Genomic DNA, 12,952 nt, shown 5'->3' on the forward strand with positions numbered 1-12,952 from the left:
CGATGATTCCGAACATCACCCGCGGCTCCCGGATGTCAGGGCTCATGCTGTACCTGGCCTCGACCGATACGGATAAGACGAAGAACGCCCACACCGACCCGCACCTGGTCGCCGGGGACGCGGCAATCATGGCCTGGTACGACGACGGCGTCCTGGACAGGGACGACGCGGTCGCGATCGCGAAGCATTTGGACCAGCCCCGCAAGGCCTTCGGCGTCGAGGTCCTGCAGAAGGATTTCCGCTGGGATCCGGTCAAGAAGGAACGCGTGCCGAACGGGCACAAGCACGCCGATGTGTGGCACTGCTCCCTGAGCCTCCGCGCCGAAGAAGGCGCCCTGACGGACCAGCAATGGGGCGACATCGCGAACGACTTCGTCGACGCCATGGGCTTCACCGAGGCCAGCGGAAAAGCCCAGTGCCGCTGGGTTGCGATTAATCACGGCACCAGTGAGAACGGCAACCACCACATCCACATCGCCGTGTCCCTCGTCCGCGAAGACGGCACCAAAGCCTCCACCCACGGCGACTACAAACGCGCACAACAAACCTGCCGGGAACTGGAAACCAAGTACGGGCTCGAAGAGCTCTCCAGTGTGCACGCCAGCCGCGGCTACGACCGGGCCGAGAAGGCCACCGCCGTCCGGGACGAACGCGAAATGCACCGTGCCTCACTGGCCCCCAAGGTGCGCGCCAGCGCCAGCGCCTCAGCCACCGAAGCGGAGTTCGTCCGCCGCGCACGGGACACCGGACTGCTGGTGCGCCCGCGCTACGCGAAGAACACCACCGACGTCATCGTTGGCTACTCCGTCGCCGAGCGTCCCAAGCCGGGGGAGCGGCCTATTTGGTTCGGCGGCGGCACGCTCGCGTCCGACCTGAAGCTCGGTGCCCTGCGTGAAGAATGGATGGACTCCCCGCACCTGGCGACCGAGGCGGCAGCGGAATGGAACGCGGCCGCACGCAACAAACGCAAGGTCTCCAGGACCGGCCGCGAGAACGCAACCCCAACAGCTGATGTGTGGGTGGAATACACCCGCAACGCAACAGCACTGGCCGACCAGCTGCGCACCATTCCACGTGACGATCACGCGACCTGGGCGAAGGCAGCGCGCGAGGTTTCCGGTGCCTTTGCCGCCTGGTCATACAGGCTGGAGGCTACGCCAGGGCCGCTGGCGGCCACAGCTGGCGAACTGTCTCGCACAGCCCAACTGCGGGCTCCCCGGCAGCACGGCAAACCGGTCGCTCTGCCCTCCATTGCCGGCACTGCCATGTTGTTCATGGCCGCGTCGAGCAAGAACAAGACGGCCGCGCAAACAGCGCTCATGGTGCAGCTGATCAACACCGCCTTCGCCGTGTACGAAATGCATCAACAGTCCGGCCGGGCGAGGGAAGCCCAGCGCATCCGCTCGGTGGTCGAGAACCAGCTGGCCCCTTTCACTGCGACGATGCCCAAGGCCGTCCCTGTAGGAGCAGAGCAACAGCCGGCCGAAGCAGTTGTGGTGCCGCCGAGGGCAGTTGATATTGCCCGCCGCGGCATGGCCCCGATCCGTCCTGGCTCGGTGGTTCCCACGACACCTACACCCGCACCACCAGCGAAGACCTATCAGCCCAGCCGCGATACCGGGCCGGGACTCGACCGATAAGAATCACACCACTAGTGCAAGGGGAACACCATGAGTGAATCAGACGGCATCGACGACTTTCTCGACAACGGAATGCGGCAATCCCTGATGATCGCCTCACGCATCGCAGAGACGTTGGCCCGCCGCCGACAGGAAGCCCAGAGACAGCAGGAACATCTGGACTCCCAGGAGGCACACGAAGCCCGGGCACGTCTGGCGGCCGAACGCGCCGCCGCGCACGCAGTCCTCGCACCCGTACAGAAGGATGAGTGGTGGGACAAGGCGCTGCCGGCCGACATCGCCACGGCCCACACCGTCGCCGAAGGCTGGAAAGACCACGACCCCGCCGCTCTGGAAGCCTCCCTGAAAATCCGGCTTGAAGTCCTTGCCCGGTACGGCATCGACACCAAGGACGTCGGGACGGACGCCACCAACCTTGAGGCGGGGATCAGAGCGGCCGCAGGCGAGAAGGCCGCGCTGGACGAGGTGGCGCGCCGTGAGGAGGAGACACGTCAGGCGGCCGCCGAGCATGAAAAGGCCGTGCAGCTGCTGACAGCGGCCCGGGCAGAAGAACTCCGCAAGCAGGCCGCGACACTGGCACCGGAAATGGAACGTCACCAAGTGCCGGTTGAGTACCTGGCCAACCCCGAACTGGCCCAGGCCCTCCAGCGCGCCCACAAGGCGAAAACGCCCAAAGCCGTGGCAGCTGCAGACGCTGAAATTAAGGAACGCATGTTCCTCATCGGCAAGGACGGTATCAACGGTCCCGACATTGACCAACTGCGGAAAGAAACCGCAGCAAACGTCAACGGCGCCGACGACGACTCCCACTTTAAGGACCCCGCGTTCGTGAAAGCCGCCAAGGAGATGCACGAAGCCAAACTCCTGGCAGAGGCTGGCTTCACAGGCTCACAGTGGGCATCGGTGGAACAGCGCTACGAACGGGCCGAAAAGGAACTCTTCGCGCACCTTGAAGGCGTTGGCCGCGAGATTGAAAACCGTGTCACCGGCAACGACAGCGGGCGGCTCAAAGACCAGGGCCTCAAGGCAGAAACCGCATCGGCCGCTGGTTACGGGTCAGAGGTGCACCACGAAAAGTTTGCGGAGTCTCTGGAGAACACCAGTGCAAACGAAACTCAGGTCCGCGGCCGCCTCGCAGCGGCGCGCAGCGAGGGCACACACCCCAGCACAGCAGTCACCATGGGCAAGGGAGCCGCCAAAGCCAGAAAGTCCCGCAACGGCGCAGCAGTAGGGTCGGAACGGAGTAAGAACAGTGTGAGCCGCTAGTGATCAAAGGCGGCGAGGCAGGGGTATTTGTGCCACAAGCTGTGGCGCAAATGCAAATCACTAGGGTGGAGTCATGACTTCTTCAGAGATCGACCTGCCGGCAGACTATGCGGAACTGCTGGAGTCACTGAAGGAACGCGTTCGGGGCGCCAGGACTCAAGCGCAACGAACCGTCAATGCCCTGGCCATTGAGCTTTACTGGTCCTTAGGCAAGGACATTATCGCCCGCCAGGACCGGCAGGGCTGGGGGAGCGGGGTCATCAATCGGCTCGCTGCAGACATGCGGCAGGCCTTTCCAGAGATGAAGGGCTTATCGCCTCGCAACTTCCAGTACATGACAGCGATGGTCCGAGCCTGGGGCGAGGCGGCAAATGTGCCACAGGCTGTGGCACATTTGCCGTGGGGCCACATCCGAACAATCCTGGACAAGGCCGATACGGCCGAGGAGCGCAACTGGTATGCCGCCGCAGCCGTCCAATACGGATGGTCCCGGAACGTCCTGCTGAACATGATGATGAACCGCTCGATGGAACGCACCGGGGCTGCACCATCGAACTTCACGCGCCAGCTCGCTGCTCCCGATTCCGAACTTGCCCAGCAAATGGCGAAGGACCCCTACAACTTTGAATTCCTCGGCCTCTCCGGCGAAGTCGCCGAACGCGACCTCGAAAACGCCCTGACGGGCAGAATCACCGAAACCCTGCAGGAACTTGGGCCAGGCTTCTCCTTTGTCGGCAGACAAGTGCACTTCGACGTTGACGGCGATGACTACTACGTTGATTTGCTGTTCTTCCACATCGAACAGCTCCGGTACGTCGTTATCGAACTAAAGACAGGGAAGTTCCAGCCAGAATTTGCCGGCAAGCTGAACTTTTACGTTGCCCTGGTCGATGACGTGTTACGCCGGGACTTCCACAATGAGACCGTCGGCATCCTCATCTGTGGCACCAAAAACGACCGCAGCGTCCGCTACAGTCTCGGACGCTCCACCTCACCCATGGCGGTTGCCGCCTACACCTACGACAGATTGCCGCCAGCCGAACAGAAAGCACTCCCAAATGAGGGACATCTCGTCGCCGCCCTGGAATGGGCCGAACCGGACTCCGAAGTAATCGAAGGTAGCGACTAAGGGGCCTACGGGCGGCGAACGCCACCGCGTCGCTGAAGTCCTCCCAACACGGGCCATCGCCAGCGTCTCCGCATACGCGGTGCGTCGATCTCCAGCCGGGTACACCGTCGAGCCTGGGGTGTCGAAGCGCGACTAGGACGACCGATCCACCGCCCCAGCACTCCGCGGCAGCGGATTCAAAGGTCCATACGATCACTTAGCGATCCGGTATCCAGTAGTCGGCCCTTCCACCTAGGTGTATTGACCTGAGAGGTTGGTGACGCGGCTGGCCGGTGGCTGACCTTTGAGTGAGGTGTGGCCTCGATGATGATTGTAGTGATGGAGCCAGTCGGCGAAAGCGGCAACACGCTCGGTCTCTGAGCGGTAAGGGCGGGCGTAGGCCCATTCGTCGAGCATGGTGCGGTTGTAACGCTCGATGCTCCTATATTGTCAAGTGCTGGTCTGGGGAAGGTGGGCGTAGATCTCTCTGGCGATGTAGCGCTTGAGGCAGCGGATGATTTCGCGTTTGCTGAGTCCTTCGGCGGTGCGTCGTTCGACGTAGGCGCGGGTGGGTTCATGCCGGCGCATTCGGACGATGGCGACGATGTAGAGCGCACTGTTCGCTGCGCGGTCGCCGCTGCGGGAGAGGCGGTGTCGGCCGGTGGTGCGTCCGCTGCTGGCCGGTTGAGGCGCGACTCCGCAAAGTTTCGCGAAGGCGGCCTCGTTTCGGATCCGGTCAGTGTTATCGCCGACGGTGACCAGGAACTGCCCGGCAATTTCGGTGCCAACGCCGTGGAGCTGGATGAGGTCGGGCGCGGCAGTGGCCACCAGTGCTTCAATCTGAGCGTTCAGCTGCTTGATTTCATCGTCCAAGGCCTTCCATCGGCGGGCGAGGTCGCGCAGTGCAAGTTTGGTTCCTGCCAGGTGCATCCGTTCGGGGGCAGTTGCTAAGGACAGGAGATTCTCGGTCTCGGGGCGAAGCCTTACGCACCTGTTCACCAAGGTGCGTTTGGTTAGGTCAACGAGTTCGTCGCGTAGCGTCGAGGGAGCGCCGATCATGATGCCGAACAGGGTGTTGAAGGCTTGCGTTCGTGCCTTCACGGCACTGGATCGCGTGACGCGAAGGGTTCGGATGACTTCGATTGTCCCTGATTTGCTTTTCGGGGTTGCGGTGGAGGTTTCTCCGAGAACGGCGCGGGCGATTTGTTCGGCGTCGAGACGGTCAGATTTGCCGTCCATCCGGCGGGCGATCCGGTTGGGGCGGTTCACCTCGATCACGCGTTCGCCTTGACGGGTCAGTTCGCGAGCGAGTGCAGCGCCGAATGATCCTGTGCTCTCCACTCCAATGGAGGCGAGACTGCCATAGCCGCGCATCCATAGACGTAATGCTTCGTACCCAGAAGAGGTCGCCGGGAACTGCTGGTGGCCAAGTAGGCGGCCCTGGCTGTCGATGGCGGCGGCATAGTGGGTGTGTTTGTGGGTGTCGATTCCACCGACGACCGTGACATCTTCGAGCAAGGTTGTCATGCTGGAAACGCTCCTTCCGTGCGTGGATGAATGAACGGACGAGCGGGCCGGTCGGGCGGGCGACAGGTCTGTGACGGGGCTTCTGGTCCAAGCTCCTATCAGGTCAGATCCGTCTGGCCGGCGCCACTCTGTGGTGCTGCGCCCGGGCTCAGTCGACAAATCGAACGAAGGACACCATGGTCAGACTTTGGCCGGGGTCAGACTGAACCAGACGCAGCACCACGATAAGTCTTCACAGACTTTGCCGTTGGTCTGGGGCCTGTAGGGGCGGGTGCGTTTGTGCCTGATCTCAGGGCCCAGCGCGTCTTTGAACGCGTAGGAGCGGTAGCAGGAGCCGTTATCGGTCAGGACCCGTTTGACAGTGATCCCGCGGGACTCGAAATAGGCGTTGGCGCGTGCCCAGAATCCGGCCGCGGTGTCCTTTTTCTCATCGGTCAGGATCTCGGTGTAGGCGAGCCGGGAATGGTCATCGACGGCGTTGTGCAGGAAAGCGTAGCCCGGTCGCCGGTTCGCCTCGGTACCGGTCTTGTTCCGGTTTCCGGCGGTCCTGCCCACGCTGCGGTGTCCGCCGCCGTCAGGGATCCGTCCGAGTTTTTTGATGTCAACGTGGACCAGGTCCCCGGGGCTGTGGTGCTCGTAACGCGGATCACCCGGCCCGTGGCCCGGTCCAGCCAGGACAGCCTCGCCAGCCCGAACCTGGACAGCACCCGGTGCACCGTGGAGGGATGGATGCCCAGCAGATAACCGATCCTGGCCGGTCCCCACCGGCGGTTGATCCTGATCGCGATAATCCGCCGCTCCCGCCGCATGGAGGTCCGCCGCGGGGAGCTGACGGGCCGGCTGGAACGGTCTTCCATCCCGTTCTCACCAAAAGCCCGGTAACGGTCGGCCCACCGCGCGGCGGGCGGGACAGATACCTGAAAACGTTCAGCTGCCCGACGCAACGGCCATTTGTCTTCGACGACGCATCTGGCAAGGCGAAGCCGCCCCTTGGGCGTCAGGAGCGCGTTAGCATGGGACATTGAAGACCTCCTTGTGGATCGGACTCTTAGACAAGCCCCACTCCACTTGGAGGTCTTCTTTTTGTCACCTAACCACGCCGCATGTTCCTAACGTCCGTGGTCAATACACCTAGGCCAAGCCCCGGTACTGGAACACACTCCGGTCAACCGGCAACCCTGTCTTCAGTCATCGCCGTAGCAGCCGCCATGACCTCCTTGGCGCGCATATCCTTGATCGCTTCGATGGGGGGGACTTCATCAAGCCACGGGTTGGCGCCCACAAACCACAGCCGGGCTACGTGTTCGCCCTCGACGCTCGACACAGCGGTCCAGGCGCGGTGGGCGAGCTGCAGCCGGGCCTGGGCCTCCGGTCGGGGCTCGGGCCCACCGGTGCGGGCCCACCGATAGCTGATTTTGGGGTCTTTGCTGCCCGCCAACGCGGCGACCAACGTGGCCCCCAGCGCGCTGTTCAGCTGTCGGGCAATCTCTCGAATGCCCAGACGTGCTGTTCCGCTATGCGCCGTTCCCACGTCGATTGAGATACTCACGATGAGTGACTCCTTTCGGTGCTTACCCCAGTCTAGTAAGAAAGACCACCAAAAGGCCACTAAAAAAACACTGGTGCGCACGGGGTGGGCTTTGCGAACTTGGTAATCCTTGTGAGTTGTGTGGGCCCTCTTCAACTCCGGATCCCATGGCTGTTGCCGCCTGTACAAGAACGTGTTCCCCGTCGGCTCCCCGACAAGCGCTGCACCTCGTGGTCGTCTGGTACGGGTGCCTTTACTTTTGGGACGAGACCGAAAATGTGATTCTTGAGGCATGACGAGCGATTCGAGGAGTTCGGATCCTCAGTAAAGTCGCGCTCGGGCAGCCCGAGGCAATCATATGAAACGGGCGCAACGCTACTTCACGGTCGCGGACCAGTCGCCGTCTGCGATGACCTCATACAGCCCCCGGACCCAAGGCACAGGGCCGCTGTAGTTGCCGATCGCATTCACCAAAAAGTCGGGGTAGTCAGAAACGTCGGTGTAGTTGTGAACGATGATGTTGCCGGAGCCGGTGGAGGTGAAGGTGGCCTTTGTGGCCTCACCGGTGTAGTAAAAGAGCGCGTCGCTTGTCCCGGTGATGGGTGCGGACCCGTCATATCTAGGCAGATCCTGAAGGGAGGTGGCCGTAACAGTCCAAGGACCGTCGGCGGTGACCTTCAAGGTCTTGGTGTTTGTAGGGATTGCAGGCGGCGCGTCCAGGAGCACGGTCCCAGAGTAGTTGCCGGTGACGTTAACCAGCAGATCGCCAGATTCCACCTTGAAGTTTCTGTCGCCTGAATGCGTAACCACTAGGGCCTCCGCGCCAGGGCCGTGCTTGGCGATTTGAAATACGCGGTCATCGGTTCCGGAATACATGTTTGCGGGCGCAACAACCGCCGGGGATTTCTCCGATATGCCGGGCTGCTCCGTGTCTGGTGCCGTTAGGGCGGGTCGGAAATCCAAGGGAAACCCGGAGATCGGCAGCACCCGGTATCCAGCCAGAACAAACGCGCCGAACAGGATGATGATCAGACCTATCACGGCGAAGGCAGCTTTTGATACGTGAGGGTCTCTCGGCAAGGGGACGTCACTTTTTGGCCCAGACGGGATTTGATCGTCGACAGCGGTCAAGATGGGCGTCTCCTGTTCGCCCTTTGGCTGCGCGGCCACCGGTATAGAGCGGGTTGGGGTGTCTACGCCGCTGAACACACCTTCGGCATCGACGATATGCTCCAGCTTTGCTGCGACTTCATCCATGGACGGACGCAATGACGGAACAGCGCGCAGGCACTTCCTGATCAGTCCCGCCATCTCATCCGGAAGCTCACCGAAAGCAGGCGAATCGGGAGCTTGACCCGTGACGGTGAGGAACCGCACCATGTCAGCCGGAACATGCAGCGGAAGCTCTTGCCACGGGAAGGTTCCTGTGGCGGTGAAAAATAGTGTCGCCGCGAAACTCCACACATCGGCGGCCGGGTCCACTTTCCCGACACCGTCCCGTACCGTGTCGGGAGCGCTCCAGAACTCCGACCGCGGGGCCGTACCCGTCCTCGTCGCCCCCGGATGGGTACCTTCGGACCTGACAGTACCCAGGTCACCGATCCTGATGAGGGGCAGCCCGTGGCGCGGCAGTGCCGCTTGGCCGAGCCTGTCGGCGATGCGCCCATACGCCACTTCTTCCGGCCAGAGAACGAGGAGGTTGGACGGTTTGATATCCCGATGGGCAGTGGCCGCGGAACCTTCGGTGATGCAGTGCAGGGTCTCCAGAGCTCGGGCCGCCGGAAGGAACGCCGCGGCAGTCTCCGCGGGTCTCAGGTTCCAGCGCTTGCCTGACTCCGCGCCACCGATTAGGTCTCGAACCGGCACGAGCGAGGCCAGCGATTTGCCTGCGTATTCCATCAGATCGAAGTAGATCGTCATGTCCTCCACAGCCTCCCCGTCCACCTGGTCCACGACGCCGAAGCCAAAGATGCGCACCATGCCGGCCAAGGATTCTGGGTCAGACTTCTGGCGTGCCACGATGCTTTGCAGTGCACGGACCCGCCGCGTCCCCGACGAGGCGACGTCGGTGCTGAAGCGCCCAACGAGCGGAGTGTTGGCGCTGATGCCGAGATCTCGATAGTCGGCCGTGGACCATTTTTCCCGTGGCCACACATTGAAAACCCAGGCCTCCCCGCCGGCCCCTAACTCCCCGTGGGAGACCTCGACCATGAGTGTTCGGCGGGGGCCGTTTCCGAAGGTTCCGGAAGCGAACTTGAGCCTTGCCCGCCGACCGCCCAGGCTGCTGAGATTGGCGGTGACGCCGGTCTGCCAAACCTCTGGGATGGACATCTCAGCCCTCCAGCTTTAGGGTCATCTGGCGGACGAGTAAGGGGTCGATTTCTGATGCTGCGTCCAGGAGCCGCTGCTTGCCGGCGTATGGGTCGCCCAGCAGGAGCGTTCCGGCCTTCTGATAGGCCGATTCAAAGGCGCCGGTGTTACTAAGGGACCGGCCGATATAGCGCAGGAAGTAGGGTTTCGCCGACGACGCGGTCAGTTTTTTGCCCGCCAAGCGGGCGCACTCGACCGCAGTGATCGCGAGGACCCAATCGTCCGCCTCCAGTGACTCACTGGAGCCCGCTCTGGTCGGTTCTCCGTCAGGGTGAAGCCTGCCGCCGCTGGCCTTGATGTGCAGTTCTATGATGCTGCCGATTTCGTCGAGCAGCTCGATCCTGATGCGGCTGAAGATCCCCATCGGAAAGACTTCCACGGGCGATCCCTTCCTCACCAGGCACCATTTTCCTGCGCGGATGACGTGCACTCTGCCGCTTGCAGGATCCTGGTTGCTTTCGATGATCATCCGGTCATTCCGGTTGAATACCGTTACAGCGAGGCGGGAAAGGTAAGCATTGTTGATCACGATCCGCGCTTTGTCCGCGGCGAGGGGCGGCATGCGCCCAATCATGGCCGATTCGTACTCATGAAGCACCTCGTGCGCTCCACTGTTCAGATGCAACAGCTCCAGTTTCACTGCGTCCCCTTCCCGCCGTGCGGCACGCCGCCGCGGTCATGAATGAAGAATACCTGTGGCAATTCCCCGAAGGGCCCGTCATGTTCAGCCGCGGAACTCAATGGTTTCCTCGCTCTCTCCAAAACCAAGAATGTCTCCATCACTAAGCAAGGTGGGTTCGACGGTCCGGACATCGTTGACCCGGCAGATGCGCCCTTCCTTAGGCCGCAGCATCCAACCGTCAGGGCACTCCTCGATAGAGGCGTGTTCGCCAGATACGGTCAGGTCGGAGATGACCACGTCGCAGTCAGGGTGGCGCCCGACCAGGAGGATAGAGCGGGTGTCCATGCGGATGAGGGTCCGGCCGTCCTTGACCAAGGACCGTAATGGGTCGGCCTTGTCCCTCCGCGGGGCCCGGACCGGACGAGTGAGGTCCGGATCAGCGGAGTAGGGCCGGGTGGCAGCCTCGTAGCGCGGCCGTGATGCCGTTGCCGAGTGGACCTTGCGGTCAGGTAAGCAGGCGCCCGGCCGGTTCCATTCCTGGGGATCCGGCTCGTTCAAGTCGAATGACTCCGCCTTGTTCGGGCGGACGAGCATCGGCGCCTGCGGCCGGCGCGGTCTGACGGCGGAGATCAGCGGATGGTTTGGCCAGCACCCGGCATCGGCGACCACGTAAACCTCTAGGACAGCCGACAGATCACCCTCCCAATTCCTGCTGGCCGCGTGGGAAGAATAGGCATCCGCGTAGTCCTGGACGAACGCGGTCAGCCCGATCGAGTCTCCGAGGGCATCGATGTCCTCAGCGGCCATCCGGATCGTGTGTACCGGGTTGACCCTGTCTTTGCCCGACACTGTCCTAGTGCACTGGCCTGCCAGCGCACGTCGCACCCTGGGAACGATGACCTTCACAGAACTGACATCATCACCGCGTCGAACGATCTGCATCAGGACGGGAAGAGGCCCCGGAATGTCGTAACGCTTGCTGAGAAATCGATGGTAATAGAAAACGGCACAAGTCCCTGCGCCGACTGGGGTGAGGAATATGAAAGCAATGATCAGAAACCCGGTAACGTCCATTCTGGATAGCCTCGCTGTCACTAGAGGAGTTAGGTTTCAACGATCACTGCAGACCAGCAGAATCGGAACCGGTAACCGCAAAATTTTGCGGTACTTTTGCGCCTTCTACGTGACAAGTCCGGGCCTCGCGCAGTCCCTCAGGTCTTACCCCAGGTCTTTTCTGACACACTCCCGACACAGCAAGGTGCCTCCGCTTGCTGGCTCGTACTGGACAAGGGCGAGACACCTACCAGTCAAGGGACACCACGTGCCTTGCGTGTCCTTCTGTCAGGTTGAAATCTAAGGCTGTTGACCACGACCGTCCAGCAACACCTCCTTGCAATCTATCCTGACGGTGTTCGAGCCCATGCCTGACGTCAGGTTGGGGTGTAGTTCCGCCAGACTCCTTGGGAAGTTGGCCAGTCTTCATCGCTGTCCTTTGGGCTTGCCCCAATGCGGTTTTTGATGCACCAGGAGGGCCGTGGCTGAGATGGGACGGGTGTGGATTATGCGATTATGACCAACCAAGTTGCTGGCGGAGCTCGCCCCATCGTTCAAATGTTTTTACTGTGTATGCCCGGCCCGTGAACTCAGGCAATGCGAGCAACACCCAGTCCGCTTCCGTCACCGCGGGATCGGCTCGCATCATGGCAGCAATTTCATTGACTGATCCGACATAGGCTGGGCCAGTGACTGCCTGACGCCCCTCCAACTCCCCGCGTCGTTCCTGCTCGCCGCGGAGGGTGCCGAAGTAGTCTTCGTCCATTTGGTCTTCGATGATGTGCACGACTCGAGTCACGGCAGCCTGGGCCGGGTTTGCGTGTCCCGCTGCGGCCCAGGCGTCGCGATGCGACCTGATCTGAGATGCCTGTTGTTCGGCGAAAGACGCGCCGTCGTCTTGGAGGAGGAGCGTGGAGGAGAGCAGGAAGAAGCCGTTCTTGGCCGCACGAACGGCTGACCCAACGCTGCCAGACCCCCACCACATTCTCGTGGCGAGCTGGGAGGCAGTGGGTTCGATCCGAAAGTTGCTGCTCTGGTCTGCAGATCCGCGAGGAGCCGGGGTTAGAGTCGACCTGCCGTCCAGGATTTCGCGCAGCTGCACCGCACGGGACCAACCTATTTCAGTAGCGTCGTTGTTATCTTCGACGGTGTGAACGCCATAGGTTGCTAACCCTTGGTCGAACGGTTCAGGGGCCCCTCGTGAGACGCCAAGATGCAGACGCCCGGGGACAAGAGCCTCGACGGTCGCCGCATCTTCGCCCAGTGCGGTCGGTAGTGAATAGCGCATGTCTATCACCGCAGTGCCCAGTTCGATCCGCTCGGTCACTGCTCCCATCGCGGCGATAACAGGAAGGGCGCTGGAGAGCATGGGCTGGAAATGATGTACGCGCAGCCAGGCCCCGTCGATGCCGGCATGCTCAGCGTCGCGCGCCAAGGCGACGAGGTCCTGGATGGTGCTTCCGGCATTCCTAGACCCGTCGTCTTGGACTCCCCAATGGCCGAAGGTCAGGAACCCGATCTTTTTACGACGTTGCATTGAAACCCCCAGCAGAAACCCGCTCAACGAGTTTCACCGACTCCAAGTACCTCAACGTCGCACAGACGTCCTCCGCAAGGACGTCTTCTGGCGCGTCGTACTCGGCGGTTAGGGCATTCGTGACGTGAGCTGCGGTGGCAGGCGAAGCGAGATGGTTCCAGATGCTCATTGCCACTTCGTTAATTGCGTAGTACGAGCCGGAAGCGGGTGAATATATGACTGCACCGTCACTCGATGGACCACTGATCGCCCCGGGGGACTGAATGTACTGTCCATCATATTCTTCTATTTTATTCATTTA

The 12,952-nt window shown here is 61.9% G+C and carries 10 protein-coding genes and 2 pseudogenes; 3 read left to right on the top strand and 9 right to left on the bottom strand.

What is annotated here, in order from left to right; genetic code table 11:
• Positions 1-2: 2 nt before the first annotated feature.
• The 3 genes from ACFVYC_RS09590 to ACFVYC_RS09600 all read left to right on the top strand — a co-directional run bounded on the left by ACFVYC_RS09590 (position 3) and on the right by ACFVYC_RS09600 (position 4,035).
• Positions 3-1,640: a relaxase/mobilization nuclease domain-containing protein gene (locus tag ACFVYC_RS09590; RefSeq protein WP_387549320.1), complete on the top strand. Its 1,638-nt coding sequence runs from the start codon at positions 3-5 to the stop codon at positions 1,638-1,640.
• A gap of 30 nt (positions 1,641-1,670) precedes the next feature.
• Positions 1,671-2,906 carry a hypothetical protein gene (locus ACFVYC_RS09595; RefSeq protein ID WP_387549322.1) on the top strand — a complete coding sequence of 412 codons (1,236 nt, stop codon included), beginning with the start codon at positions 1,671-1,673 and terminating at the stop codon, positions 2,904-2,906.
• A gap of 73 nt (positions 2,907-2,979) precedes the next feature.
• On the top strand, positions 2,980-4,035 hold the full coding sequence (locus ACFVYC_RS09600) for a YhcG family protein (protein WP_387549324.1): 1,056 nt from the start codon (positions 2,980-2,982) through the stop codon (positions 4,033-4,035).
• 231 nt (positions 4,036-4,266) lie between these two features.
• Here the strand turns inward: ACFVYC_RS09600 and ACFVYC_RS09605 are convergent.
• The 9 genes and pseudogenes from ACFVYC_RS09605 to ACFVYC_RS09645 all read right to left on the bottom strand — a co-directional run.
• Positions 4,267-4,452, bottom strand: a pseudogene (locus tag ACFVYC_RS09605) (integrase core domain-containing protein); the annotation flags it as partial.
• Positions 4,453-4,464: 12 nt separating this feature from the next.
• Entirely contained in the window at positions 4,465-5,541 is a 1,077-nt protein-coding gene (locus ACFVYC_RS09610) for an IS110 family transposase (RefSeq protein ID WP_387549325.1), read from the bottom strand.
• A gap of 237 nt (positions 5,542-5,778) precedes the next feature.
• A pseudogene (locus ACFVYC_RS09615) lies at positions 5,779-6,563 on the bottom strand (IS481 family transposase); the annotation flags it as partial.
• Between the two features lie 143 nt (positions 6,564-6,706).
• Positions 6,707-7,090: a hypothetical protein gene (locus ACFVYC_RS09620; protein WP_387549327.1), complete on the bottom strand. Its 384-nt coding sequence runs from the start codon at positions 7,088-7,090 to the stop codon at positions 6,707-6,709.
• Between the two features lie 354 nt (positions 7,091-7,444).
• On the bottom strand, positions 7,445-9,088 hold the full coding sequence (locus ACFVYC_RS09625; RefSeq protein WP_387549329.1) for a protein kinase: 1,644 nt from the start codon (positions 9,086-9,088) through the stop codon (positions 7,445-7,447).
• A gap of 313 nt (positions 9,089-9,401) precedes the next feature.
• Positions 9,402-10,079 (bottom strand): hypothetical protein, encoded by a 678-nt coding sequence (locus ACFVYC_RS09630; protein WP_387549331.1) that lies wholly within the window; start codon positions 10,077-10,079, stop codon positions 9,402-9,404.
• Positions 10,080-10,163: 84 nt separating this feature from the next.
• On the bottom strand, positions 10,164-10,910 hold the full coding sequence (locus ACFVYC_RS09635) for an FHA domain-containing protein (RefSeq protein WP_387549333.1): 747 nt from the start codon (positions 10,908-10,910) through the stop codon (positions 10,164-10,166).
• Between the two features lie 718 nt (positions 10,911-11,628).
• Positions 11,629-12,651, bottom strand: coding sequence for an LLM class flavin-dependent oxidoreductase (locus tag ACFVYC_RS09640; protein ID WP_387549335.1), 1,023 nt, complete (start codon positions 12,649-12,651; stop codon positions 11,629-11,631).
• Positions 12,638-12,949: a PqqD family protein gene (locus tag ACFVYC_RS09645; RefSeq protein WP_387549337.1), complete on the bottom strand. Its 312-nt coding sequence runs from the start codon at positions 12,947-12,949 to the stop codon at positions 12,638-12,640. Before ACFVYC_RS09645 ends, ACFVYC_RS09640 begins: the two co-directional genes overlap by 14 nt.
• Between the last annotated feature and the right edge of the window lie 3 nt (positions 12,950-12,952).

This window comes from Pseudarthrobacter sp. NPDC058329 (assembly GCF_042879835.1).
GTDB lineage: Bacteria > Actinomycetota > Actinomycetes > Actinomycetales > Micrococcaceae > Arthrobacter.